This window comes from Vreelandella maris, from assembly GCF_013371085.1.
Lineage (GTDB): Bacteria > Pseudomonadota > Gammaproteobacteria > Pseudomonadales > Halomonadaceae > Vreelandella > Vreelandella maris.
Window position 1 is genome coordinate 1 of sequence record NZ_JABWCV010000021.1, and the last position, 24,054, is coordinate 24,054.

Genomic DNA, 24,054 nt, shown 5'->3' on the forward strand with positions numbered 1-24,054 from the left:
AATACAATGCCCCGGTGGGAGGTTTGCGCGGCTAGTCGGGTCAGGCGTTCAAGGTCTTCGGCATGCTTGGGGTAGACCGCCGCCTGGGGCAGGCGCTGGTAAATCGAGTTATCCGTCGCCAGCACCGTGCGGTTGGCATAGTCGGGGGCAATTTCGCCTTCAAATCCGCGAGTTTTGAGGGGTTGAAGAAAACGTAAATACGAATTTCCCAAGCGTTCAAACGGGGCGGTACGGGTATCCAGGGATGCAATCATAGTTGAGCAAGCCGTCAGTGCCGGGGGCGCAAAAAAAGAAGATGGCTACTTTACCGCAGCGACTGCCCGGCTGCACCTTACGGTAACGCCTTACTCAACACCCAGGGCTTCTTTTACCAGCGCTGATGAGGCGTCTGACATCGGCAGTGCTAGCGCCAGTTCGTGGGCACGGGGCGACATTTTGCGCCAGGTCATCTGCACAATACGCACCATGTGGTCGTGCTCAATCTTGCGCGAGAAATCGGCAAAGTAGTTCTCTAGAAACACCAGACAGGCGCAATCTTCCAGCGCTTGTACATCTGGGTCGCGGCCTAGGCCTTTCTTGCCAATCACCTTCGCGGCTCGGGCGGCGTCTTGGTCTGCATAGCCTGCGTCGCGCATAAGTTGAGCGGTAGTATCGCCAGCACGAATTCCCTGATCGCGCCGCCAGGTCAAATATCCCACACGCCCTTCGGGATACTCATTGCGCGCTACTAACCAGCGCTGCAAGTGCTGAGCGCGAACGGCTAAGCGCAGCACTTCATCCGGGGCATCATGAACGCGGTCTAACCAGCCACTCATACGCTGGGCGTAGGCCAGCTCCTGGGGCATGGAGGTGCCATCGGCAAGCGTCGTGGAGCGCGGATCCTCGGCGTGTAGGGCATCAATGGCGGTGAGCGTTTGATCAAAGGCAGAAGGCATAGTTGCGTTGCTCGGCTTTGAGTGAATAAGGGCTAGGTTGCCGAGAAAACGCGCGAATCACAACTGCAGCGTGACACTGCCCATGGCTCCCCGCCATGCTTTTGCCTACAATAGGCGCCTTTATGCACGCGCATTAGCGCGTTGCTCTTATTGATTTCAGGCCAAGGGATAGGATTCATGCTCGATCCGAAACTGCTGCGCGGTGATCTTGACACGGTTGCTCAACAACTGGCCCGCCGGGGCTTTGTGCTTGATAAAGCGGGGCTGCAGGCGTTGGAGTCGCGCCGTCGCGAGCTGCAAACGCAAACCGAGCAGCTGCAAAACGAGCGCAACATGCGTTCCAAAGCGATTGGTAAAGCCAAGGCTAACGGTGAAGACATTCAGCCGCTGCTGGATGAAGTCAGCGATTTAGGCGATCGCTTGGATAAAGCCAAGCGCGAGCTGGCCGAAGTGCAGGAGGAGTGGGACGACGCCGTTAGTGGTATTCCCAATCTGCCCCATGAAAGCGTGCCGGAGGGCAAAAGCGAAGACGATAACATTGAGCTGCATCGCTGGGGCACGCCGCGGGCGTTTGATTTCGAGGTGCTGGATCACGTTGACCTAGGTAAGAAGTCGGGTTATCTCGATTTTGAGCTGGCGGCTAAAATTACCGGTGCCCGCTTTGCGGTAATGCGCGGGCCAATTGCACGCCTGCACCGGGCGCTGTCGCAGTTTATGCTGGACACCCAAACCGAACAGCACGGCTACGAAGAGTGCTACGTGCCCTATATGGTGAATCGCGAATCGCTCATGGGGACTGGCCAGTTACCGAAGTTTGGCGAAGATCTGTTCAAGCTGAACGATGAGCGCGAGTACCACCTGATTCCCACCTCGGAAGTACCGCTGACTAACTTCGTGCGCGATGAAATTGTCGAGCAGGCGGCATTGCCGATGAAGCTTACCGCGCACACGCCGTGTTTCCGCTCTGAAGCAGGCTCACACGGCCGTGATACCCGCGGCATGATCCGTCAGCATCAGTTCGATAAGGTCGAGATGGTGCAGATCGTCGAACCGGAGAAGAGCTACGAGGCGTTGGAAGAGATGCGTGGTCATGCGGAGGCAATCCTGCAGGCGCTGAATCTGCCGTATCGTGTGGTGACGCTGTGTACTGGGGATATGGGCTTTGGGGCGACTAAAACCTACGACTTAGAAGTGTGGTTGCCCAGTCAGGAAACGTACCGGGAGATTTCTTCGGTTTCCAACTGCGAGGATTTTCAGGCGCGGCGTATGCAGGCGCGTTATCGCCACCCGGATACCAAAAAGCCACAGTTGCTGCATACCTTGAATGGTTCTGGACTAGCGGTGGGGCGTTGCCTGCTGGCAGTGCTTGAAAACCACCAGCAGGCGGATGGGTCGGTGACTATTCCTGAGCCGCTACGTCGCTACCTGGGCGGCCTGGAGCATTTGGTCCTTTAAGCGCCCACACAACGTTAACGCCAGCATCAATACGAATGGTGCCAGGGCTGTAATCACTGGTGGCAGTGGATTGGCTGGCACCAGTGGCATCGCTCTCTGCCCGCATCGACATCATCTGCGGTTGGAAGATAGGTGATTGAGTTTCTTCAATGCGCTGCACATGGCCCAATTCGGCATCTAAGCTGTCGGCCATCAGGTTTGCCTTGTGCTGTGCTTTCTCGAGTGCTTTGACCAATGCTTCGTCAGTCGCGGCATTACGGTCCTGTAGGTCGAATTGCACGCCGTCAAGCGAGTTAACGCCCGCCGCAATCAGGGCATCTAATACTTCGCTTAATTGATCAAGGTCGGTAAGTTCGACGGTGATAGGGCGCTCCAGTCGCGTGCGCTGGAGTGTTTCATGCTCGCCGTCTTCGTTGCGTGGTCCTTGAATGTGCTCTGGGTAGACGTTAAGCGATCCAGCGTTGATGGCGTTGCGTTCAAGGCCGGTGGCTTCCATTTTTTCGATTAATTCGCTGGCGCGGCTTTCTAAACGCTCGCGTGCATCACTAAGTGCGCTACTATCGCTCTCTTCCAAGGTGGAAAGGGCCGGCGTGTTTTCCCATAGGCGCGCGTTGAGGGTGGCCTTGTTGGGTTCTACCTCAACCCAAGATTGCGCTTGAACGTGCAGGCTGGGGGGCGCTTGGTGTGCCGGTGCCGCGTGAGCAAAAGGCGCACTTAGGAGTGCTAATAAGGTACCACCTAGCAGGCCGTAACCTAGAAGTTGAGAGCGTAGCCCTGAAGAGCCTGATCTTTGAGAATTAAGTGGAATTGCTTTCATAAATGGCTTCCTTAGTAAGGGGGTCGCAGTGAGTGAACAGCCGCGCCGCCAAGTTAAATCATGGTTTTAAAAGCTGTTTCAATAAGTTAGGGCAGACACTACTTGGAAGGGTAGTAGAAAAGAAAGTTCAGCAAGGAAGAGTGGACGCGCAACAGTTGCTTATTGTTTGCACGGTTTGTGCACTATGATCAAAGCAGCCATTATGTACCAATAACAGGCTAGGGAAGGATTATGTCGAACGTGTCTGATGAGGATTACCGAAGTATTCCGCTCAATGCCACCTTGGCGCTTGCCGCGTTGGTAGTGATTATTGCTGGAATGAAAGTTGGTGCTGATTTACTGGTGCCGTTGCTATTGGCGATATTTATCGCGGTGGTATGTACCTCGCCGGTGCAGTGGCTGCACCGCTGTGGTCTGAGCATGCGAATGTCGGCCTTTCTGACCTTAATGGTGTTGCTGGCGTTTATATCGCTCATTGGTCTGCTAGTGGTTAATAGCTTTAGCACTTTTTTGACGGCGCTGCCGGAAATTGAGTCTCGGCTATATGAACAGTATTGGAACTTGCTTAATGCGCTCTCTTCACGCGGATTAGCTATCAACCCAGACCAGATCAACTCTCTCTTTGAAGGCGAGGATGAAGGCTCCTGGATGCCAGCGCTATTGAGCCAGCTTGGCAACCTGTTCATGCAGAGCATTATTGTTGGGCTGCTGGTTATCTTTATGCTGTTTGAGACGCTCAATGTGCGCGACAAAATATCTCGAGCACTGGAAAATCCCGCGCCCAGTTTGAAGCGTTTCAGTGAGTTCAGCTTAACGCTAAAGCGCTACCTTGCGGTTAAGACGGTTATTAGCCTTGCCACGGGGGCGCTGGTTTGGCTTTCTTGCTTGATGGTGGGTGTTGAATTCCCACTGCTGTGGGGGGTGTTAGCCTTTGCGCTAAACTTCATTCCTAATATTGGTTCTGCTCTGGCTGCCATACCGCCGGTGCTGTTACTACTGGTTGCCCAAGATGGCGGCGCGTTTCAGGCGATGCTGTTGGCATCGGCCTATCTGGTCATCAACTTTGTGCTTGGCAACCTAATTGAGCCACGAGTAATGGGGCAGGCGTTAGGGCTCTCCACCTTTGTGGCGTTTTTATCGTTGGTCGTTTGGGGCTGGATATTTGGTGCAGCGGGGATGTTACTTTCGGTGGTGCTGACAATGACACTTAAAATCGCGCTTGATAGCCACCCACAAACACGCTGGATCGCTCGGCTGCTAGGGCCTGGGAGGCGGCGTATAAAGGATAGTAGGGCGAGTGACGCAAGCTTGCCGCCGTGGAAGCGCTGAAGTTAAGGTAAAGAGTAGTGAAAACATTACCGCCGACAGCGTCGGCGGTAATTGCACGTACTAAATTGCACGTACTAAACGGCTGTCATCAGGCGTTCTGTTCGATGAACTGCGTTAGTTGTGATTTGGATTGCGCGCCAACCAGTGAGGCGACTTTGGTGCCTGCTTTAAACAGCATCACGGTAGGTACGCCGCGTACGCCTTGCTCGGCAGCAATTTCAGGTGCATCGTCAACATTGACGCTAACGACTTTCAGGCTGTCCTGACGCTCTGCAGCCACTTCATCAACGACAGGGGCCATGACTTTGCACGGGCCACACCAGGGCGCCCAGAACTTCATTAGCACAGGCTGTTCAGCGTTGAGGACTTCTTGCTCAAAATTGGCGTTGGTGACATCAACATTATTAGCCATTTGCTTCTCCCGTTTGCGTTGCTCTTACTGTTTCGTTGCCTCAAATGGAGCAACGGTCATTACGCGATCAATTGGCGCTCGTTCACCGCGCCTCATCTCTATCACGATAAGCGTGGGCAGATGTTAGCGGGCGCGGAGGTTGCTGGCAAATTTCCCGTGTGGTGATTTATCTGAATAGCAGAAATTAATGGATGCTGGTAGGAAGATTTTTTATAATATAAAAGTATTATCCATTTGTTTTTTATTCTATCTGGTGCTGTAAAGTGCTGCACCAGCGCCGATTTCCATCAAACGCATCGTAGTAGCTGCGCAAGGATGTGTTTCAAGGCGCGTCCTACATAGATCTGTTTAGAGAATAAATAAGGTGAGGATATGAAGCTACAACAGCTACGCTATATCTGGGAAGTCAATCGACATAACCTGAACGTCTCAGCCACAGCGCAAAGTCTATTTACCTCACAACCGGGGATCTCCAAACAAATTCGTTTACTGGAAGACGAGCTTGGCGTTGAGATTTTTGCCCGCAGCGGCAAGCACCTAACGCGAGTAACGCCTGCTGGCCAATCGATTATTGACCTGGCCGGGCAAGTGCTGCGCCTGACCGATAATATCAAGCAGGTTGCCCAGGAACATAGCGATGAGCGTCGAGGCAGCCTGGCGATTGCAACCACGCACACCCAAGCCCGTTACGCGCTACCACCGATCATTAGCGAATTTACACTGAAATACCCTGACGTAGCCTTGCATATGCAGCAGGGAACGCCCAAACAGATTGCACAGATGGTTAGCGAAGGTCAGGCAGATTTTGCTATCGCCACCGAGTCACTGGAGCTGTTTACCGATTTGGTACTACTGCCATGCTATCGCTGGAACCGCTGCGTACTGGTGCCAAAGGGTCACCCGCTGGCTACCCACGATGGCCCGCTTACCCTTGAGGCGCTTGGCGAACATCCGTTGGTGACCTATGTGTTTGGGTTCACTGGTCGTTCTCAGTTAGATGATGCCTTTAAAGCGAAGGGGTTAACGCCTAACGTGGTGCTCACGGCAGCCGATGCCGATGTGATAAAAACCTACGTGCGCCTGGGAATGGGCGTGGGTATCGTGGCGCATATGGCCGTGGATGAGACGCTTGACGATGACTTGGTAGCACTGGATGCAAGCCATCTGTTTGCCAGCTCCACGACCAAGATTGGTATTCGTCGTGGTACTTTTATGCGCGGCTATATGTATGACTTTTTAGAGCGCTTCGCGCCTCACTTAACCCGTGACCGTGTGGATGAAGCGCTAACAGCAGGTCCACGCCATGAACAGTCGCTGTTTGATGACTTAGACCTGCCCGAGTATTGATTATTGGCGAGTATCAGTGCTGTAAATGCAGCCCGCATTCGCGCTTCTCTTCCACTTTAGTGGGGTCAAAGTAGTCGAAGTTGTTGGGTAGGTTATGCGCCTGTAGGTACTGATACATATCTTTAGCGCTCCACTGTAGCAGCGGGGCCACTTTTAACAGGCCGTCGCTGTTGCGGCTAACCGCCTGCATTTTGGCGCGTTCGGGGGTGTCTTCAGCGCGTAGCGCGGTAAACCATACGTCAGGCTGCATTTCACGCAACGCACGCTCGAAAGGTTCGAGTTTCACTTCCTGAGTAAAGGCTGCATGGCGCGGGTCGTCAATGCCCGGCATGGGGCCGTCCAGCGCTTCGCGGTGGGCGCGAGTACGACGGGGCACAAAGCTGACGATATTGAGGTTGAGCTGTTTTATCACCTCGTCGGCGAATTGATAGGTCGCCTCGGTGTTGTAACCGCTGTCCATCCAAACAATTGGTATATCCGGGCGTACCTGGCTGACCATGTGCAGAATCACCGCCTCAAAAGGGCGAAAGTTAGTGGTGCAGATAGGCCGCGCGCCCTGGGCTAATGCCCACTCAACCAAACCCTGCGGGTTGTTAGCAAATTCGTTATTGATCGCTTCAAGCTCTGAGGACATGCTGCCTCCTGTTCGGGTGTAGAGTTATTGTGACTAGGCTATCAAACCCGACCCCTGACGCCCCAATACCGTTTAGTTAGGCTTTTATATTCCTTTTAGATATAGAAATTTAATTGCTTATTCCAGGGCGCCAATTAGGTGGCGAATCTTATCCAGTGTTTCGGTGTACTCTTCGTCCGCTTGTGAGTCTGCCACTAAGCCGCCGCCGCCCCATACATGCAATCTTCCCGCCTCGGCAACCATCGTGCGAATGGCGATGGAGGTATCCATACTGCCGCGTACATCGACATAACCTAAGCTGCCGCAATAGACGCTGCGCTGGCAGGGCTCTAATTCATCAATGATCTGCATAGCGCGAATCTTGGGCGCGCCGGTAATCGAGCCGCCGGGAAAAGCGGCTTCAAGAAGTGACAGTGGGGTATAGCTATCGGCCAGCGTTCCCTGCACGACGCTAACCAGGTGGTGCACGTTGGGGTAGCTCTCCAAGCGGCACAGCTGCGGCACGCGAATGGAGCCAGGCTTACACACGCGGCCTAAGTCATTGCGAAGCAAGTCAACAATCATCACATTTTCAGCGCGATCTTTAGTGCTGATCAGTAGCTGCTCCGCTAACGCCTGATCTTCTTCTGGCGTTGCGCCCCGCGGACGGGTGCCTTTGATGGGCCGCGTTTCGACTTCTCTGTTGCGGCATTGGATAAAACGCTCCGGCGAAAGTGAGAGAACGGCTTTATCTCCCCAGGCCATAAAGCCCGAAAAAGGCGTGGGCGTTGCCTGCCGCAATCGCAGGTACGCTTGCCACTCATCCCCCTCATAGTCGGCATAAAAACGCTGCGCTAAATTGATCTGGTAGCAATCTCCCGCCCGTATATAGCGCTGCACGGCGTTAAAGCGCGAGACGTACTGTTCATGGCTAAGCTCGGCCTGAAAGGCATTATTAAGTGCAAATGCGCCTGGCTGGTCTGGTGATGCAGCAAGCCAGGTTTTCACTTGGTCACGGCGTTCCGGCGTGGCAATTAACCACGCCTGCTGGGCCACGTGATCTAGCGTAATGCACCAATCGTAAAGTCCTAGACGGGCTTGTGGTAGTGCAACCGGGCTCGTTTGACCGCTAGGTATGGATAAGGTTTTACGTCCTAAATCGTAGCCCCAATAGCCAATCAAACCGCCAAGAAAAGGGAGTTCGCTGGGCTCATTAGGGATATCTAACTGATCCAATAACCACTGCTGCAGCGCAAACGCATCGTTGGCTAGGTGTGGTGGGGGGCTGAACTTGTGAGATGAGAGGCTCGGGTTGCCGTCGCTCGTCACTTCCAGCGTAGCCAGGGGGTCGCTGCTGATAATATCAAAGCGGCCATTGGCAATCGGGCGACCACTATCGAGCAGCACCGCGCCGGGTCTGGCGCGCAGGCAGGCGAATACACCCAAGGGGTCGGGTGAATAGGGCAGGGAAGTCATCGACAACGCCTTGATCATTAAGCAAACGCCTCGCCAGTAAAGGGCGAGCCATTTTAGAGGGGCGTAGGCAATGACACCAGTGTTAGACGCCTGTCGCATTTAACGCTATGCAACCGCAACCCACCACTCGTTACCTAACAATAACTGCTTGATTGTTGACAGAATTGATCTGATTGTCCCAATCAGTACAACGAAAGGCGTACAAAATCGGCTATCTAGGCTAGTTGACGGTTCAAATGACACACGCTAGAGTTTGTTTACTTTTCAATTGTCGACAATTAATCATGGCAACACTCGCTTCTAACTCGTCTACTGCCGCCAACGCTTCCTCTGCAACAGCAGGTTCTGAGGCAACCGCCTCGGAAATGGCTGTACCCGAAGTACGCACGCTCGCAGAGCGGGTATTTCATCAATTGCAGGATGCCATCGTGCGCGGCGAACTCGCCCCTGGAAGCAAGATCACTGAGCCGGGGCTTTCCAAGACCTATGGTATTTCACGCGGGCCGCTGCGCGAAGCGATGCGTCGCCTGGAAGCACACCGCCTGATTGAGCGAGTTCCTCATGTAGGCGCGCGCGTGGTTCAACTCTCAATGAAAGAGCTTCTAGAGCTGTTTGACCTGCGTGAAGCTCTGGAAAGTATGGCGGCGCGCCTGGCGGCGGAGCACATGTCGCCGGAAGAGGTGCAGGGTTTGCGCGATGTACTAGCGCTACACGAAGGCCAGGCCGACCTGAAGCGCGGCGAAGCTTACTACCAGCGCGAAGGCGATCTCGATTTTCACTACTGCATTGTTCAGGGCAGCCATAACAAAATGCTGATGAACCTGCTGTGCGACGATCTCTACTATCTCGTGCGCCTTTATCGCACCCAATTCAGTGCCAGTGGCACGCGACCGCAGCGGGCTTTCGTGGAGCACCATCGCATTGTGGACGCCATTGAAGCCGGGGACGCCGAGTTGGCCGAGCTGTTGATGCGCCGTCATGTCAGCGCCTCCCGCGCCAATGTGGCGGATCGCTATGCAGCTACTCTCGAGCAGTCAGCGTCTAAATCGTAACGCTCTCAATTACACAGCTTAAACATAATTAAAAATTAACAACAGGAGCAACTCCTCATGTCTCAGATGACTCCCGGCGCCCGTTTTCGGACCGCGCTAGAAGCGAATCGTCCGCTGCCGATACTCGGCACCATCAATGCCTATACTGCGCTGATGGCCGAAAAAGTTGGTCACCAGGCTATCTACCTTTCAGGGGGCGGTGTGGCCAACGCCTCGTTCGGCTTGCCAGACCTGGGCATGACGACCATGAATGATGTGGTGGAAGATGCTCACCGTATCTGCGGCGCTACCGAGCTGCCGCTGCTGGTGGATATCGATACCGGCTGGGGCGGTGCTTTCAATATCGCCCGCACTGTGAAAGAGATGCAGCGTGCTGGCGTAGCCGCGGTGCACATGGAAGATCAGGTCGCGCAAAAACGCTGCGGCCATCGCCCCAATAAGGCAATTGTCACCCAGCAGGAGATGGTCGACCGTATTAAAGCCGCCGCTGATGCCAAGATTGATCCCGACTTTTATTTGATTGCCCGTACCGATGCGTTTCAAAAAGAGGGCCTTGATGCGGCTATTGAGCGCGCTAACGCCTGCGTTGAAGCGGGGGCGGATGCTATTTTCGCCGAAGCCGTTCACACGCTGGATGATTACAAAGCTTTCTGTGAAAGGGTCAACGCGCCCATTTTGGCCAACATCACCGAATTCGGCGCTACTCCGCTGTTTACCCAATCCGAGTTGGGTGACGTTGGATGCCGCATGGTGCTTTACCCGCTATCCGCGTTCCGCGCTATGAATGCCGCGGCACTGCAGGTCTATCAAAGTATCTTCGACAACGGCCATCAAAAAGACGTTGTGCCAATGATGCAGACTCGCGACGAGCTCTACGATTTTCTCAATTACCACGACTTTGAACAAAAGCTCGATGCACTGTTTGCCGAACAGGGCGACGACCAGTAAGTCAAACGCCAGTTAACGTTCGATCATATTTTAAAGACACAATTTAAAATAAAAGCAGTAACAGGAGACACACCATGGCTGATAAACCCGTGACAGGTGCAGGACTACGTGGCCAGAGCGCCGGTACCACCGCGCTGTGTACGGTAGGCAAAACCGGCTCAGGCCTGACCTACCGTGGATTTGATATCAAAGAGCTTGCCGAAAAAGCCAAGTTTGAAGAGGTTGCTTACCTGCTGCTAAAAGGCAAGCTGCCCAACCAGGGCGAATTAGATCACTACATCAGTAAGCTCAAAAACCTGCGCGGTTTGCCCGATGCGCTGAAAACGGTGCTTGAGCAGATTCCTAAAGATGCTCACCCGATGGATGTGATGCGCACCGGCACCTCAATGCTGGGCAATCTAGAAACCGAGGAGAACTTTGATCAGCAGCAGGACGTGGCCGACCGCCTGCTAGCGGTGCTGCCCTCGATTATTTGCTACTGGTATCGCTTCTCTCATGACGGTGTACGCATTGATACTGAAACGGATGATGACTCGGTAGGCGGTCACTTCCTCCATATGCTGCGCGGCGAACCTGCTTCTGAACTGCATGCCCGGGTCATGAACGTCTCGCTGATTCTTTACGCCGAGCACGAATTCAATGCCTCTACCTTCACAGCACGAGTTTGTGCCTCAACGCTTTCCGATATGCACTCCTGCGTGACCGGTGCGATTGGTTCGTTGCGCGGCCCGCTACATGGCGGCGCCAACGAAGCGGCCATGGCGATGATCGAGAATTGGCAGTCGCCGGAAGAGGCGGAAAGCAAGATCATGGGCATGTTGGAGCGCAAGGACAAGATCATGGGCTTTGGTCATGCGATCTACCGCGAGTCCGATCCGCGCAACGCGATTATCAAGCACTGGTCCAAGAAGCTCTCCGACGACGTAGGTGACAAAGTGCTTTACCCGGTTTCCGAGCGGGTCGAAGCGGTAATGTGGCGCGAGAAAAAGCTGTTCTGTAACGCGGACTTCTTCCACGCCAGCGCATACCACTTTATGGATATACCCACCAAACTGTTCACGCCGATTTTTGTCTGTTCGCGGCTGACTGGCTGGGCGGCACACGTATTTGAGCAGCGCGCCAATAATCGCATCATCCGCCCCAGTGCCGATTACACCGGCCCCGAGAAGAGCGAGTGGGTGCCGATAGAAGCGCGAGACTGACCTGCGTGATGCCCGGTGGCTTGGCTACCGGGCTTTTTTCAGCCCCTTCTTGTGAGTCTGCCTGTTATGAATACCCAATACCGTAAACCCCTGCCTGGCACAGCGCTTGAATTTTTTGATGCTCGCGAGGCGGTGGAAGATATCCAGCCCGGTGCCTATGCTCAGCTGCCCTATACCTCGCGTGTGCTGGCCGAGCAGTTGGTGCGCCGCTGTGATCCAGCACTGCTCACTGATGCGCTGAAACAGCTGATCGAGCGCAAGAGTGACCTGGATTTTCCTTGGTACCCGGCGCGTGTCGTCTGCCACGATATCCTCGGCCAAACCGCACTGGTCGATTTGGCCGGACTGCGTGACGCCATCGCCGAAAAGGGCGGCGATCCCGCCAAGGTTAATCCGGTGGTGCCCACCCAACTGATTGTCGATCACTCATTGGCGGTGGAGCACGCAGGCTCAGAAGAGGGCGCCTTTGAGAAAAACCGTGCCATTGAAGATCGTCGCAACGATGACCGTTTCCATTTTATCAACTGGACCAAGACGGCATTCGAGAACGTCGATGTGATTCCCCCCGGCAACGGCATTATGCACCAGATCAATCTGGAGAAGATGTCACCGGTGGTGCAGAACCGCGACGGCATTGCCTATCCCGATACCTGTGTGGGGACCGATAGCCACACGCCGATGGTGGACGCACTCGGCGTTATCTCAGTAGGCGTGGGTGGCCTGGAAGCCGAAAGCGTGATGTTAGGCCGCGCTTCCATGATGCGCTTACCGGATATCGTCGGCGTAGAGCTGACCGGCAAGCTGCAGCCAGGGATAACTGGCACCGATATGGTGCTGGCGATTACCGAGTTCCTGCGTAAAGAGCGCGTCGTCGGGGCGTATCTGGAGTTTTACGGCGAAGGTGCCGATGCGCTCACCGTGGGTGATCGCGCCACGATTTCGAATATGACCCCCGAATACGGCGCGACTGCGGCGATGTTCTACATCGATGGTCAAACCATCGATTACCTGAAAATTACCGGCCGTGAAGATGAGCAGGTGGCGCTGGTGGAAACCTATGCCAAACACACCGGCCTATGGGCGGACAGTTTGACCGAGGTTGATTACGAGCGGGTGCTGACCTTTGATCTTTCATCGGTACACCGCACTCTGGCAGGGCCGTCCAATCCTCATGCACACTTGCCCACTTCAGAGCTGGCACAGCGCGGTATTGCGGTAGGGCTTGAGGCAGCGCGGGAAGAGGAGAAGGCGGGCAGAATGCCGGATGGCGCGGTGATCATCGCCGCCATTACCAGCTGCACCAACACGTCCAACCCGCGCAACATGGTCGCCGCCGGGCTGATCGCCCGTAACGCCAACCGGCTAGGGTTGCTGCGTAAACCCTGGGTGAAGTCGTCGCTGGCGCCGGGCTCGAAAACCGTCAAGATGTACCTGGAAGAAGCTGGGTTGATGAGCGAGCTGGAAAATCTCGGCTTTGGGGTGGTGGCTTACGCCTGCACCACCTGTAACGGCATGTCTGGCGCGCTGGAACCAAAAATCCAGCAGGAGATTATCGAGCGCGATCTCTACGCAACCGCCGTACTTTCCGGTAATCGTAACTTCGATGGCCGTATTCATCCCCACGCCCAGCAGGCGTTTTTGGCCTCACCGCCGCTGGTGGTCGCCTACGCCATTGCGGGCACGATTCGCTTTGATATCGAAAAAGATGCCCTGGGCGTGGATCAGGCGGGCAACCCCGTCACGTTAAAGGATATCTGGCCAGCGGATGAAGAGATCGACGCGATCGTTAAGTCATCGGTGAAGCCGGAGCAGTTCCGCCAGACCTATATTCCCATGTTCGATTTGGACAAGAGCGCCCGCGCCCAGGTCAGCCCGCTATATGACTGGCGCCCCCAGAGTACCTATATCCGTCGCCCGCCTTACTGGGAAGGTAATATGGCTAAAGAGCGCACCCTGAAAGGCATGCGCCCACTGGCAATCCTGCCGGACAATATCACGACCGACCATCTCTCTCCCTCCAACGCGATACAGCTCAACAGCGCGGCGGGTGAGTACCTGGCCAAAATGGGCGTGCCGGAAGAAGACTTTAACTCCTACGCGACGCACCGCGGCGATCACCTCACCGCCCAGCGCGCTACTTTCGCCAACCCTAAGCTGTTTAACGAAATGGTGCGCGATGCCGATGGCAAGGTAAAACAGGGTTCGCTGGCGCGGGTAGAGCCCGAAGGCGAAGTGACCCGAATGTGGGAAGCGATTGAAACCTATATGGCGCGTAAGCAGCCGCTGATCATTATTGCCGGTGCGGATTACGGTCAGGGCTCGTCGCGGGATTGGGCGGCCAAAGGCGTGGCCCTGGCAGGTGTGGAAGCGATTGCCGCTGAAGGCTTTGAGCGTATTCACCGCACCAACCTGATCGGTATGGGCGTGATGCCGTTGGAGTTTGAACCGGGCACTACGCGCATGACACTCGGTCTGGATGGCACCGAAACCTTCGATGTCGAAGGCGCCGTTTCGCCAGGGGCAATGCTCACGCTGGTAATCCACCGCCAAAGCGGAGACAGCGAGCGCGTCGCGATGAAGTGCCGTTTGGATACTGCCGAGGAGGTGTCAATTTACACCGCTGGAGGCGTACTGCAGCGCTTCGCTCAGGACTTCCTCGAATCGTCAGCAACTTAAACAGTATCTGGCCAAGAGAACCCGGTGGCTTTAGCTTTTCGAACCTAGGTTTTCGAATCAGGCTTAGGGCGCCGGGTTATTTGTAGGAGTGGTAATAATGAGTGAGTCAGTTCAAAACAAGTATGTGCCGCAGATAAAAATCCCAGCCACCTATATGCGCGGCGGCACCAGTAAGGGCGTTTTTTTTAAGCTCAACGATCTACCCGAAGCGGCCCAGCAGCCGGGCGTAGCGCGGGATCAGTTGCTACTGCGCGTCATCGGCAGCCCCGACCCTTACGAAAAACAGATCGATGGCATGGGCGGGGCGACCTCAAGTACCAGCAAGACCGTCATTCTGTCGAAAAGTGAGTCAGCCGAACACGATGTGGATTACCTGTTTGGCCAGGTCTCCATCGATAAGCCCTATGTGGATTGGAGCGGCAACTGCGGCAACCTATCGGCGGCGGTTGGCCCCTTTGCGATAGCCAATGGCCTAGTTGATGCATCACGTATTCCGGAAAATGGTGTCGTCGAGGTAAGAATCTGGCAGGTCAATATTCAGAAAACTATCGTCTCCCAGGTGCCTGTCGTGAATGGTCAAGTGCAGGAGACTGGCGGTTTTGAGCTGGATGGAGTGACATTTCCCGCGGCTGAGATTCCAGTAGCCTTTAAGGATCCGGCGGACGGCGAGGGAGCAATCTTCCCCACTGGCAACCTAATCGATGAACTGGACGTCCCGGGTGTAGGAGTGTTGAAAGCCACCCTGATCAATGCCGGGATACCCACGATCTTCATTAATGCCGACGATATTGGCTACGTGGGTACCGAGCTTCAGGATGTCATCAATGGCGACGGTAAAGCGCTTGCGATGTTTGAAGCCATTCGTGCCCATGGCGCATTACGAATGGGGCTGATAAGCGACATCAGTGAGGCCGCTAACCGTCAGCACACACCCAAAGTGGCGTTTGTGGGCCCGCCAGTGGATTACCTCTCTTCGAGCGGTAAGAGTGTGAATGCTAGTGATATCGATCTGGTGGTGCGAGCGCTCTCGATGGGCAAGTTGCATCACGCCATGATGGGCACGGCCGCCGTCGCCATTGCCGCCGCAGCTGCCATTGAAGGCACGCTGGTGAATCTGGCAGCAGGAGGTGGCGGTCAACGTAACGCGGTCACTTTTGGACACCCTTCTGGCAGCCTGCGGGTTGGCGCTGAAGCAAGCTTGAACGAGGGGCGGTGGCATATCGATCAGGCGGTGATGAGCCGTAGTGCCCGGGTATTGATGGAAGGAGTGGTGAGAATTCCTGGGGACAGCTTTTAGGGCGCGTTCCTTGAGCCATACTGAGGAGTAGGTGATTCAACAGTAGGAGAGAGCGCTATGTCTACCAGACCATCTGCCACATCCGAAGCCAATGAGCGGCCCGATTACGATCCCGAGCTGCAGGCCATTGCCGATTATGTCCTGAACTATCAGGTGGGTTCCCAAGAGGCGCTGGAGACTGCGCGTTACTGCCTGATGGATACGCTTGGCTGTGGGCTCTTGGCACTACGCTTTCCGGAGTGTACCAAGCACCTTGGGCCGATAGTTGAAGGCACGGTGGTGCCGTTTGGAGCGCGAGTCCCAGGCACAACGCTGCGTCTTGATCCAGTCAAAGCGGCATGGGATATCGGCTGTATCATCCGCTGGCTGGACTATAACGATACCTGGCTTGCCGCCGAGTGGGGCCACCCCTCCGATAATCTTGGGGCCATTCTGGCGGTAGCCGATCACCTCTCTCAGCGGCGAGTTGCTCAAGGTGAAGCACCGCTTGTGATGCGTGATGTGCTTGAAGCAATGGTTATGGCCCATGAAATACAGGGTGTACTGGCGCTGGAAAACAGCTTTAATCGGGTTGGACTCGATCACGTGGTACTAGTAAAGGTGGCGTCTACTGCGGTGGCTGCCAAGTTGCTGGGCGCCAATCGTGAGCAGGTGCTGTCGGCGCTTTCCCATGCATGGGTCGATGGTCAGAGCCTGCGAACTTATCGTCATGCGCCCAACGCAGGTTCGCGGAAAAGCTGGGCCGCGGGGGACGCCACTTCACGGGGTGTGCGCTTGGCGGATATCGCCCTGCGCGGTGAAATGGGTATTCCCAGCGCGCTGTCGGCGCCCCAATGGGGCTTCTACGATGTGCTATTTAGCCACGCCAATAAAGATTTGAGCCTGAAGCCAGAAGCGGAGCGTCGGCTGCGTTTCCAGCGCGAGTTTGGCAGTTATGTGATGGAGAATATCCTTTTCAAGATCGCTTTCCCTGCTGAGTTTCATGCTCAAACGGCTTGTGAAGCTGCGGTAGTCCTTCATCCGCAGGTGAAAGATCGCTTGGCTGATATCGATAAGGTCGTGTTGACCACTCATGATTCGGCTATCCGTATCATTTCCAAAACCGGGGCGCTCGCTAACCCAGCGGACCGCGACCACTGCTTGCAGTACATGACCGCGGTGCCGCTTATCTTTGGCGAGCTGACCGCTGATCATTATGAAGATAGCTTTCACGCGGCTCATCCGCTGATTGATGAGCTGCGGGGCAAGATGGTGGTAGAGGAAAACGCCGAGTATTCGGCGGATTATCACGACCCTGAGAAGCGCTCTATCGCTAACGCAGTGCAGGTTTTTTTTAAGGATGGTAGTGCGACAGATAAAGCCGTGGTGGAGTATCCGTTAGGCCACCGGCGCCGGCGTGAAGAAGGTATGCCATTGTTAGTTGATAAGTTTAAGCGACATTTGGCGATGCGATTTCCAGCAAGTCGTTGCCAAAAAATTGTTGATCTATGCAGCCATCAGCCAACGCTTGAAGCGTTACCTGTACACAAATTTATGGATGAGTGGATGATTTAGCCCTTGGTGCTCAATACATTTCACTAAAAATACCCGGTGCGCTTAAGCGCTACCGGGTTATGGTAGTTGGCACCGTTAAACTACTCTTCAAACGTTACTTGATCTCGCATGCGATCGACGGTGGCAGGCCCAATGCCACTGACACGTTCAAGGTCTTCAGCGCTTTCAAAGGCCCCGTTGGTTTCGCGCTCTTCAATGATTGCTTCTGCTCGGCTTGGGCCAATGCCCGGTAATTCGGCCAGCAGCTCAGCATCGGCGGTATTGACGTTGATGGGCGCCACCTCTTGTGCCAGCGCGCCACTGGAAAGCCCCAAGCTAATGCTAAGTAAAAGTGCGGCTAAAGTTCCTTTAAGAGTCATGTTCATCCTCGATAATCCTTTTAATAACGTTTGATGTCATTGATGTAGTGCGCGAAGTTCAGAGAAGATGATGTTGTACGCTTGAATTGTCTTTTAGCGTTATGAACGCCGCTGCACTATCAACTTAGCTTTTTTTAATAAGTGAATATGTCAGCGATGTACGACAGCGATTGTAAGTTTTTAGCTATAGCCCTATGGCAAATAGCTTACATCGTGAGGGGGCGAGGAGGGGGGAGAGACTGATATAATGGCAAAAACTACATTCGGAGCAACTATATGGCTACTGATTCCCCGATCATTATTGCACTTGACTACCCTTCGCTAGATGCGGCGCTGTGCATGGCTGATCAGCTTGACCCTGCCCGCTGCCGCGTTAAAGTGGGTAAAGAGTTATTTACTCGCAGTGGCCCCGCCGTGCTTGAAGCGTTACATGGACGTGGTTTTGAGGTGTTTTTAGACCTTAAATTTCATGATATACCCAACACGGTTGCCAGCGCCGTACAGGCAGCGGCGGAGCAGGGTGTTTGGATGGTCAATGTCCATGCCAGCGGGGGGCAGCGGATGATGGAGGCGGCCACGCAGCGCCTGGAACAACACGGATTAGCCACCCATTTAATTGCGGTTACCGTATTGACCAGCATGCAGGCCGAGGACTTAGCTGATGTTGGTATTAATGCACCGCTGGCTGAGCATGTAGAGCGCTTGGCGCTGCTGGCGAAGCAGAGCGGCTTACGCGGTGTCGTCTGTTCGGCTCAAGAGTCAGCTCGAATTAAAACACTTTGTGGTGATTCGTTCTTAAAAGTAACCCCTGGAATTCGCCCTAGTTTTGCAGCGACTAATGACCAGCAGCGGATTATGACACCTAGCCAAGCCATACAGGCGGGAAGCACGCATTTAGTTATAGGCCGACCCGTTACTCAGGCCGAAGACCCTATGGCAGCCCTTGAGGCGATTGAGGCCGAACTAGAAGTTGCATAAACAACGCTGTTTATACTGTCGCTATTCACCCTCTACGCCGATAACTGGCTTGATAGTCCCCCAGTAGCGGCAACTGGGGCATTGCCACTGGAGCGCATCACTGGCAAATCCACAGTGTCGGCAGCGGTGGCGGGTACGATTAAGCAAAAGCGCATCGGTGTGGTGCTTTAGCAGCAATAAGCGCGTGTCAGGAGAGGATTTTCCGTTTAGCCGCTGGCTCTCAATATACAGGTCAATCAAATAATCCAGCCCGCCCAAGCTTGGCACTGCGCGCAACCGTTCGCCGACCAGCTCAATGGCTTTGTCGACGCCGTCTCGCTGGTGCACGAGCTGTCCTAGCGAAATAATGATGCTGGTATAGGGCGCTTGCTCAAGCAGGCGGTAAAGGTGCGCCTCAAACCCCGCTACATCGTTACGACGCAAATAGGCATTTTTGAGGGCAGGCAGCATAGTAGGGATATGGGCTAGCTCCTGGCGCGGGATATTATCTAATCGCCCAATAGCGCGCCCATAGTGGCCGTTATCCATCTCTAATTCAGCCAAAAGCAAGGTGGCGCGAACGCAACTTTCATCTAGCTGTAGGGCTTTTTTCAGGTGCTTTTTAGCAAGCGCTCGACTGGCTTCGCTGATCTCCTCAATGGCCAGCTCGCACAGCCAATGCGCGGCAGGGCGCCGCAGCTTTGGGTGCTGTTTAAACAGCGGTTGAATTACTTCTAATGCTTGGTGCCAAGCCTTTTCACGCTCTAATAAATCCACCAGTAGCTGTTTGGCAGCATAGCGGAGTTCATCGTCGCTGCTGTGTTCCAGTAGCGTGTTAAGAAGACGCTGCGCGCGATCGTGTACCCCCAGCGCCATGAAATCCCGGGCAAGCTCCAGCTGGATTTGTTCATTGGTATGCTGCGACAGCGCAGGACGCGCTAAGAGGTTTTGGTGAATACTGACCGCTTTATCCGCCTCGCCACGGGCGCGAAAAAGTTTGCCAAGAGCAATGTGAGTATCCACCGTATCGCTGTTAACGGCTAGCACGTTGATGAACGTGTTGATCGCTTCGTCGGGCTGCTCGTTAAGGAGATAGTTTAGCCCGACAAAGTAATCTCTCGACAGTGCCTGTGAGGGCGCTGAGGGCGATAGAGAGCGATGTCGACGGCGTCCAGCTTGGTGGTAGCCCAAGCCATAACCGATGGCGATAGCGACCAACAATACGCTTAGCAGCGCGACATCCAGCATTTATGCTAGTTCCTTGAACTCCTGGGTTCGCAAGCTATCAAGCTCTTTGCGTTGCTGCTTGTTATGGCGCTGGCTACGGGCCAATGTTGCTTTTAGGCGGACATACACACCTAACATGGCCAGCATGCCCAGTACGACGCCAAACACCAGTGTCGCCAATAACCACACAGAGAGCGATACGGCTGGCAGTTCCAGCCAAATAAGGTTCAAAGCAATCGTTTGCTGATTGTTAACGGCAAACAAAATACCTACGAGCACTACTATCAGCAAAATAACGGCCAGAATAAGCCCTTTGATCCAACGCATGTGAGTTTCCTAGTCTGTGACGTTCACGGTAGCGCTATTGTGTACGACTCAAGCGACGGCGTCATCCCGCAGAAGGTCGGATAACGCAATAGCCGCCCTTAATAGCCGAGTGCGCGACTAGCGTCTACCTGTTCACGTAGCTCTTTCCCAGGCTTGAAGTGCGGCACATATTTGCCTTCAAGATCAACCGCATCGCCTGTTTTTGGGTTACGCCCTACGCGCGGTTCCCGGTAGTGCAAAGAAAAGCTACCGAAGCCACGGATCTCAACGCGACCACCACTGGCGAGAGAATCCGTCATGTCGTCCAGGATAATACGCACCGCTGTTTCAACATCTTTGGCGGACAATTCCGGCTGACGCATCGCAATTTGTTCGATTAATTCAGATTTAGTCATCGGTTAGCTCCCTGCGAACATTGAAGGCCTTGATGCGCTCTCGGCCTCACTCACATCAAATTCAGCATACTGCTCAATTCAGTATAAAACAATTCAGATAAAACAAGGTTCTAGACTGATTAATAGCATAGGCGAAGGAGGGCGCTGGCGCGACCCCACAGCTTAGGTATACTGGTGCTTCATTTATTTGATCGGAGCGGCTGACGTTGAACGACGACAATTCCCCTGCAGCCATTTTGCGCAAACGGCTTTATTGGCACTCGCGTCGCGGTATGTGGGAGCTAGACCTTCTGCTAATTCCGTTTCTTGAACAGCGTTTTGATCATATTAGCGAAGCGGATCAACTGGCCTATCAGCAGCTAATTGAAGGTGAAGACCAGGATCTGTTTGTGTGGCTAATGCATCGAGAGTGGCCTGAAGAACCCAGCCAGCGGCGTATCGTACAAATGATAGTGGAACATGCTGAAACCACCGATAATTCTGCCTATCGTACCCTCTAGGCAGTGGCGGTTAACGCAGTGCTGTCTGTTGATTGGAATAGCGGGGCTTAGCTACTGGGTTGGGGGTAAGCCAGCAGGAATGGCTGTAGCCGTGGTTGGCGGTGCTCTTGTGTGGCGTGGTTATCAGCGCCAGCCGACAGGAGTGCTATCTTTGATATCAACAGCCTCGCTGTTTTATGGCCGCTGGTTGCCGTGCGAGCAGCGGCCTGCTGAGAACGGACAACCGCTGAATGATCTTAAAAATAAAGAGTATCCAGTGCGCTGCGACTATTTAGGCCCCTGGTTAATAGGGCTTTATGTTGGTAAGCAGCGTGTTTGGTTATGGCCTGATAGCGCTCCTTCTGAACAATTGCGCGAAGTGCGCAAGTTATTTCATCGCCCCGGCCGGATAGTGCTGTGATCTAGCCCCTTTTTTCTAAATCTTGCAAAGTCAGTGTCGAAGCAGCGGCTATCGGCTGCTGCTTTGGCCAATCCGTGGTGTAGTGCAAGCCACGCGACTCATGCCGCTGTTGAGCCGCAAGCACCGTTAGGCGTGCTAACTGCAGGGCTTGATGTAAGCGTTTACCTTCCGGGGCTGCTAATACGCTTTCTACTTCTTCCAGCGAATTTAACAGCGCCTTCAGTTGCTCTTGAGCTGTATGCAACCCTGTCGCGCTGCGCACAATGGAGACATGCTGACTCATGATGGCCCGCATGCGTTGGCGGATATCGCTGAGCGTTGCTGTGGGTAAAGGGCCTGTTGCCGGGAAGACAGGGGGCTGAAATTTCTCTGCGGGTGTGCGGTCATCTTGGGCCAGTAGAGCGCGAGCACAACTGCGTGCAAACACTAGGCATTCTAGCAATGAATTGCTGGCCATGCGGTTGGCGCCATGCAGGCCCGTGCAGGCCGTTTCGCCAATGGCATATAGGTTCATGACATGAGTGGCGCCTTGTAAGTTGGTTGCGACACCGCCGCAGCTATAGTGTGCCGCAGGTACTACCGGAATAGCTTGCTGGGTAATATCAATGCCGCGCGAGGCGCAATGGGCCAGAATGGTGGGAAAATGTTGGTGAATTGCCTGCTTACCTAAATGGCGAATATCCAGCCACACATGGCCCAGCGTGCCATGCTGTATTTCGGCGTCAATAGCACGGGCCACTACATCGCGGGGGGCGAGCTCTGCGCGTTGATCCAGCGCCAGCATAAAACGCTGTCCATCTTCATTGAGCAAATGGCCGCCTTCACCGCGAACCGCTTCGCTAATCAAGAACGCCGGGCCTTCCGGATCAAAGAGGCAGGTCGGGTGAAACTGCTGAAACTCAAGGTTCATCAAGCAAGCGCCTAGTTCGGCAGCCATCATCATGCCTTCGCCGCTGCTAGGGGCTGGCGTGGTGGTGTGACGGTAAAGACCACTGGCCCCGCCGGTCGCTAATACAGTATGACGCGCAATGAGCGAGTGCCACTGCTGGTTGGTATCGCTGCCATAGGCGCCGCGGCAGGTGCCCTGTTCATCCTGCAGTAATCCCACCACGGTGAGGTCGTTGCGCTGGGTAATGTTGGGGTGCTGCACCACGTTGTTTAACAGTGTATCCACCACGGCGCGGCCGGTGGCATCATCCGCGTGGATAATACGCCGGGCATTGTGGCCGCCTTCGCGGGTTAGGTGATAGGGGTACCGGGCGGCGGGGTCGGTCTCCGGCGTAAAAGGAACGCCTTTATCAATCAGCCATTGAATAGCAGCAGGGCCGTGGGTGACGGTAAAGCGAACCGCCTCGACATCACATAATCCATCGCCTGCGATCAAGGTGTCGTTAATATGTGCATCGAGATCGTCATCGGGCGAGAGTACTGCAGCAATGCCGCCTTGTGCCCAGCGGCTGGCGCCTTGGTCGTCTTGAGCGGGGCGAACTAAGGTGACTGTTTGATGATCAGCCATTTCCAGAGCAAGGGTTAGCCCTGCGACGCCACCGCCAATGATAAGTACATCGGATATTGGCGTGCTCATAGTGCCCGCTCCTTCATCATGCTGACTAAAATCTTGTAACTGTGACTGTCGCTAGTTTCGCTTCGTGCTCATTGACAGAAGGCAGGCATCATAGCGTGGTGATACACGTTTAGCGATATTTAGGCGTTGATAAGTGCTTACAAGGTGCAGCGTGGAAAAAAGGCCAGCGATTGCAAAAAAGCGATATCAGAAGGAGGAGGAAGTGGTGTTAGGAGGGATAAAAAATAAAACTAAGAAATGGTGCCCGGAGCCGGACTTGAACCGGCACGGGGTTGCCCCCGAGAGATTTTAAGTCTCTTGCGTCTACCGATTTCGCCATCCGGGCAAAACATCGTAATGCTGTTTTAAAAAGAGGTCTTTAAAACATCACTACTACACAAAGATGGAGGCTGGAGTCGGAATCGAACCGGCGTACACGGAGTTGCAGTCCGCTGCATAACCACTCTGCCATCCAGCCTCAAGAGTCGTTGGAGCGGGAAAGGAGATTCGAACTCCCGACCCTCGCCTTGGCAAGGCGATGCTCTACCACTGAGCTATTCCCGCTCGACTCGAGGGCGAATTATACGGATCACCGCCAGCTTGTCAATCAATGAATTGGGGCGTGTTCATTATTTACTTATCAGCAGCTTACATTGAGCGGCTAAGATGTGGCCAGGCGGCTTTCAAGTACTGGATCATGGACCATAACGTGAGAATGGCAGCGGCATAGAGCACCATAATTCCTAACAGCGCAAATTCGTGCGCTGGTGGAAGCGCCAGCAAGATTAGCAGTGACACCATTTGTAGTGTTGTTTTCAATTTGCCCACCCAGGACACGGCCACCATGCCACGCTTGCCCATTTCGGCCATCCATTCACGCAGCGCCGAAATGACAATTTCACGACCAATAATCACCAGTGCTGGGAGCGTGAGTACCAGTGTGTCATAGCGCTCTATTAATAGCGCCAGGGCCACGACGACCATAAGTTTGTCGGCCACCGGGTCTAGAAAAGCGCCAAATGGCGTTGACTGATTCCAGCGCCGCGCTAAATAGCCGTCCAGCCAGTCGGTGACGGACGCTAACGCAAATAGGCCAGCCGCTATAGGCATGCTCCAACTGAAGGGCAGATAAAACAGCACCACTAGCAGCGGAATAAAGGCGATTCTCGCCAGTGTCAGTATGTTGGGTATATTCATCGCAGGGTGCGATCC

General features: G+C 54.4%; 24 protein-coding genes and 3 tRNA genes. 12 read left to right on the plus strand and 15 right to left on the minus strand.

Annotated features, from left to right (window positions below; translation table 11 throughout):
- The coding region (locus tag HUO07_RS15960; RefSeq protein ID WP_176304388.1) for an FAD-binding oxidoreductase at positions 1-254 on the minus strand (254 nt) is incomplete at its 3' end.
- Positions 255-344: 90 nt separating this feature from the next.
- Positions 345-935: a DUF4202 domain-containing protein gene (locus HUO07_RS15965; RefSeq protein ID WP_176304389.1), complete on the minus strand. Its 591-nt coding sequence runs from the start codon at positions 933-935 to the stop codon at positions 345-347.
- Positions 936-1,112: 177 nt separating this feature from the next.
- On the opposite strand from HUO07_RS15965, the gene serS reads away from it, so the two are divergent.
- Positions 1,113-2,390 (plus strand): serine--tRNA ligase, encoded by a 1,278-nt coding sequence (serS, locus tag HUO07_RS15970; protein WP_176304390.1) that lies wholly within the window; start codon positions 1,113-1,115, stop codon positions 2,388-2,390.
- On the opposite strand, the gene HUO07_RS15975 is transcribed toward serS, so the two are convergent.
- Positions 2,335-3,207: an SIMPL domain-containing protein gene (locus HUO07_RS15975; RefSeq protein ID WP_176304391.1), complete on the minus strand. Its 873-nt coding sequence runs from the start codon at positions 3,205-3,207 to the stop codon at positions 2,335-2,337. The genes serS and HUO07_RS15975 overlap by 56 nt on opposite strands.
- A 231-nt stretch (positions 3,208-3,438) precedes the next feature.
- Here HUO07_RS15975 and HUO07_RS15980 point away from each other — a divergent pair, with 231 nt between their 5' ends.
- Complete coding sequence (locus HUO07_RS15980; protein ID WP_176304392.1) at positions 3,439-4,536, plus strand: AI-2E family transporter; 1,098 nt, start codon at positions 3,439-3,441, stop codon at positions 4,534-4,536.
- Between the two features lie 88 nt (positions 4,537-4,624).
- On the opposite strand, the gene trxA is transcribed toward HUO07_RS15980, so the two are convergent.
- The gene (gene trxA / locus HUO07_RS15985) at positions 4,625-4,948 is read right to left on the minus strand and encodes a thioredoxin (RefSeq protein WP_008959554.1); all 324 of its coding nucleotides are present in this window, start codon (positions 4,946-4,948) and stop codon (positions 4,625-4,627) included.
- Between the two features lie 372 nt (positions 4,949-5,320).
- Between trxA and cysB the strand changes: the two genes are divergently transcribed.
- Positions 5,321-6,295, plus strand: coding sequence for an HTH-type transcriptional regulator CysB (gene cysB / locus HUO07_RS15990; RefSeq protein WP_176304393.1), 975 nt, complete (start codon positions 5,321-5,323; stop codon positions 6,293-6,295).
- A gap of 13 nt (positions 6,296-6,308) precedes the next feature.
- Here cysB and HUO07_RS15995 read toward each other — a convergent pair whose 3' ends face one another.
- Both HUO07_RS15995 and pabB read right to left on the minus strand, forming a co-directional pair.
- The gene (locus tag HUO07_RS15995) at positions 6,309-6,929 is read right to left on the minus strand and encodes a phosphoadenosine phosphosulfate reductase domain-containing protein (RefSeq protein WP_101147869.1); all 621 of its coding nucleotides are present in this window, start codon (positions 6,927-6,929) and stop codon (positions 6,309-6,311) included.
- 117 nt (positions 6,930-7,046) lie between these two features.
- Positions 7,047-8,402 carry an aminodeoxychorismate synthase component I gene (gene pabB / locus HUO07_RS16000; protein WP_176304394.1) on the minus strand — a complete coding sequence of 452 codons (1,356 nt, stop codon included), beginning with the start codon at positions 8,400-8,402 and terminating at the stop codon, positions 7,047-7,049.
- Positions 8,403-8,749: 347 nt separating this feature from the next.
- Between pabB and HUO07_RS16005 the strand changes: the two genes are divergently transcribed.
- The 6 genes from HUO07_RS16005 (at position 8,750) to prpD (ending at position 17,113) form a co-directional block, all read left to right on the plus strand.
- Entirely contained in the window at positions 8,750-9,436 is a 687-nt protein-coding gene (locus HUO07_RS16005) for a GntR family transcriptional regulator (protein ID WP_176304431.1), read from the plus strand.
- A 57-nt stretch (positions 9,437-9,493) separates the two neighbouring features.
- Positions 9,494-10,384, plus strand: a complete 891-nt coding sequence (prpB, locus tag HUO07_RS16010) for a methylisocitrate lyase (protein ID WP_176304395.1) — start codon at positions 9,494-9,496, stop codon at positions 10,382-10,384.
- A gap of 74 nt (positions 10,385-10,458) precedes the next feature.
- Complete coding sequence (gene prpC, locus HUO07_RS16015) at positions 10,459-11,586, plus strand: bifunctional 2-methylcitrate synthase/citrate synthase (protein WP_101147873.1); 1,128 nt, start codon at positions 10,459-10,461, stop codon at positions 11,584-11,586.
- A gap of 66 nt (positions 11,587-11,652) precedes the next feature.
- Entirely contained in the window at positions 11,653-14,262 is a 2,610-nt protein-coding gene (gene acnD / locus HUO07_RS16020; RefSeq protein WP_176304396.1) for a Fe/S-dependent 2-methylisocitrate dehydratase AcnD, read from the plus strand.
- 97 nt (positions 14,263-14,359) lie between these two features.
- Complete coding sequence (gene prpF / locus HUO07_RS16025; RefSeq protein ID WP_176304397.1) at positions 14,360-15,559, plus strand: 2-methylaconitate cis-trans isomerase PrpF; 1,200 nt, start codon at positions 14,360-14,362, stop codon at positions 15,557-15,559.
- Between the two features lie 57 nt (positions 15,560-15,616).
- Positions 15,617-17,113 carry a 2-methylcitrate dehydratase gene (prpD, locus tag HUO07_RS16030; RefSeq protein WP_176304398.1) on the plus strand — a complete coding sequence of 499 codons (1,497 nt, stop codon included), beginning with the start codon at positions 15,617-15,619 and terminating at the stop codon, positions 17,111-17,113.
- An 80-nt stretch (positions 17,114-17,193) separates the two neighbouring features.
- On the opposite strand, the gene HUO07_RS16035 is transcribed toward prpD, so the two are convergent.
- Complete coding sequence (locus HUO07_RS16035) at positions 17,194-17,478, minus strand: ComEA family DNA-binding protein (protein WP_176304399.1); 285 nt, start codon at positions 17,476-17,478, stop codon at positions 17,194-17,196.
- A 270-nt stretch (positions 17,479-17,748) separates the two neighbouring features.
- Here HUO07_RS16035 and pyrF point away from each other — a divergent pair, with 270 nt between their 5' ends.
- Positions 17,749-18,450, plus strand: a complete 702-nt coding sequence (gene pyrF / locus HUO07_RS16040) for an orotidine-5'-phosphate decarboxylase (RefSeq protein ID WP_176304400.1) — start codon at positions 17,749-17,751, stop codon at positions 18,448-18,450.
- Between the two features lie 21 nt (positions 18,451-18,471).
- Here the strand turns inward: pyrF and lapB are convergent, their stop codons facing one another.
- The 3 genes from lapB to HUO07_RS16055 form a co-directional block, all read right to left on the minus strand.
- Entirely contained in the window at positions 18,472-19,677 is a 1,206-nt protein-coding gene (lapB, locus tag HUO07_RS16045) for a lipopolysaccharide assembly protein LapB (protein ID WP_176304401.1), read from the minus strand.
- Positions 19,678-19,983 (minus strand): LapA family protein, encoded by a 306-nt coding sequence (locus HUO07_RS16050; RefSeq protein WP_035583902.1) that lies wholly within the window; start codon positions 19,981-19,983, stop codon positions 19,678-19,680.
- A 98-nt stretch (positions 19,984-20,081) separates the two neighbouring features.
- Positions 20,082-20,378: an integration host factor subunit beta gene (locus HUO07_RS16055; protein WP_008959540.1), complete on the minus strand. Its 297-nt coding sequence runs from the start codon at positions 20,376-20,378 to the stop codon at positions 20,082-20,084.
- Between the two features lie 206 nt (positions 20,379-20,584).
- On the opposite strand from HUO07_RS16055, the gene HUO07_RS16060 reads away from it, so the two are divergent.
- On the plus strand, positions 20,585-20,878 hold the full coding sequence (locus HUO07_RS16060; protein WP_008959539.1) for an FAD assembly factor SdhE: 294 nt from the start codon (positions 20,585-20,587) through the stop codon (positions 20,876-20,878).
- Positions 20,838-21,278, plus strand: a complete 441-nt coding sequence (locus HUO07_RS21815) for a hypothetical protein (protein WP_246286731.1) — start codon at positions 20,838-20,840, stop codon at positions 21,276-21,278. The genes HUO07_RS16060 and HUO07_RS21815 overlap by 41 nt, the downstream gene beginning before the upstream one ends.
- Position 21,279: 1 nt before the next feature.
- On the opposite strand, the gene nadB is transcribed toward HUO07_RS21815, so the two are convergent.
- From nadB to pgsA, 5 genes are all read right to left on the minus strand, one after another.
- On the minus strand, positions 21,280-22,863 hold the full coding sequence (nadB, locus tag HUO07_RS16070; protein ID WP_176304402.1) for an L-aspartate oxidase: 1,584 nt from the start codon (positions 22,861-22,863) through the stop codon (positions 21,280-21,282).
- 238 nt (positions 22,864-23,101) lie between these two features.
- Positions 23,102-23,188, minus strand: a tRNA-Leu gene (locus HUO07_RS16075).
- Between the two features lie 58 nt (positions 23,189-23,246).
- Positions 23,247-23,320 (minus strand) — tRNA-Cys (locus tag HUO07_RS16080).
- Between the two features lie 11 nt (positions 23,321-23,331).
- Positions 23,332-23,406 (minus strand) — tRNA-Gly (locus tag HUO07_RS16085).
- Between the two features lie 84 nt (positions 23,407-23,490).
- Positions 23,491-24,039: a CDP-diacylglycerol--glycerol-3-phosphate 3-phosphatidyltransferase gene (gene pgsA / locus HUO07_RS16090; protein ID WP_035566621.1), complete on the minus strand. Its 549-nt coding sequence runs from the start codon at positions 24,037-24,039 to the stop codon at positions 23,491-23,493.
- Positions 24,040-24,054: the final 15 nt, after the last annotated feature.

What these genes read in the sequence shown, in the direction of transcription:
- HUO07_RS15965 (WP_176304389.1), bottom strand. Translation starts at nt 935, where the DNA reads ATGCCTTCTGCCTTTGATCAAACGCTCACCGCCATTGATGCCCTACAC.
- serS (WP_176304390.1), top strand. Translation starts at nt 1,113, where the DNA reads ATGCTCGATCCGAAACTGCTGCGCGGTGATCTTGACACGGTTGCTCAA.
- HUO07_RS15975 (WP_176304391.1), bottom strand. Translation starts at nt 3,207, where the DNA reads ATGAAAGCAATTCCACTTAATTCTCAAAGATCAGGCTCTTCAGGGCTA.
- HUO07_RS15980 (WP_176304392.1), top strand. Translation starts at nt 3,439, where the DNA reads ATGTCGAACGTGTCTGATGAGGATTACCGAAGTATTCCGCTCAATGCC.
- trxA (WP_008959554.1), bottom strand. Translation starts at nt 4,948, where the DNA reads ATGGCTAATAATGTTGATGTCACCAACGCCAATTTTGAGCAAGAAGTC.
- cysB (WP_176304393.1), top strand. Translation starts at nt 5,321, where the DNA reads ATGAAGCTACAACAGCTACGCTATATCTGGGAAGTCAATCGACATAAC.
- HUO07_RS15995 (WP_101147869.1), bottom strand. Translation starts at nt 6,929, where the DNA reads ATGTCCTCAGAGCTTGAAGCGATCAATAACGAATTTGCTAACAACCCG.
- pabB (WP_176304394.1), bottom strand. Translation starts at nt 8,402, where the DNA reads ATGATCAAGGCGTTGTCGATGACTTCCCTGCCCTATTCACCCGACCCC.
- HUO07_RS16005 (WP_176304431.1), top strand. Translation starts at nt 8,750, where the DNA reads ATGGCTGTACCCGAAGTACGCACGCTCGCAGAGCGGGTATTTCATCAA.
- prpB (WP_176304395.1), top strand. Translation starts at nt 9,494, where the DNA reads ATGTCTCAGATGACTCCCGGCGCCCGTTTTCGGACCGCGCTAGAAGCG.
- prpC (WP_101147873.1), top strand. Translation starts at nt 10,459, where the DNA reads ATGGCTGATAAACCCGTGACAGGTGCAGGACTACGTGGCCAGAGCGCC.
- acnD (WP_176304396.1), top strand. Translation starts at nt 11,653, where the DNA reads ATGAATACCCAATACCGTAAACCCCTGCCTGGCACAGCGCTTGAATTT.
- prpF (WP_176304397.1), top strand. Translation starts at nt 14,360, where the DNA reads ATGAGTGAGTCAGTTCAAAACAAGTATGTGCCGCAGATAAAAATCCCA.
- prpD (WP_176304398.1), top strand. Translation starts at nt 15,617, where the DNA reads ATGTCTACCAGACCATCTGCCACATCCGAAGCCAATGAGCGGCCCGAT.
- HUO07_RS16035 (WP_176304399.1), bottom strand. Translation starts at nt 17,478, where the DNA reads ATGAACATGACTCTTAAAGGAACTTTAGCCGCACTTTTACTTAGCATT.
- pyrF (WP_176304400.1), top strand. Translation starts at nt 17,749, where the DNA reads ATGGCTACTGATTCCCCGATCATTATTGCACTTGACTACCCTTCGCTA.
- lapB (WP_176304401.1), bottom strand. Translation starts at nt 19,677, where the DNA reads ATGCTGGATGTCGCGCTGCTAAGCGTATTGTTGGTCGCTATCGCCATC.
- HUO07_RS16050 (WP_035583902.1), bottom strand. Translation starts at nt 19,983, where the DNA reads ATGCGTTGGATCAAAGGGCTTATTCTGGCCGTTATTTTGCTGATAGTA.
- HUO07_RS16055 (WP_008959540.1), bottom strand. Translation starts at nt 20,378, where the DNA reads ATGACTAAATCTGAATTAATCGAACAAATTGCGATGCGTCAGCCGGAA.
- HUO07_RS21815 (WP_246286731.1), top strand. Translation starts at nt 20,838, where the DNA reads ATGCTGAAACCACCGATAATTCTGCCTATCGTACCCTCTAGGCAGTGG.
- nadB (WP_176304402.1), bottom strand. Translation starts at nt 22,863, where the DNA reads ATGAGCACGCCAATATCCGATGTACTTATCATTGGCGGTGGCGTCGCA.
- pgsA (WP_035566621.1), bottom strand. Translation starts at nt 24,039, where the DNA reads ATGAATATACCCAACATACTGACACTGGCGAGAATCGCCTTTATTCCG.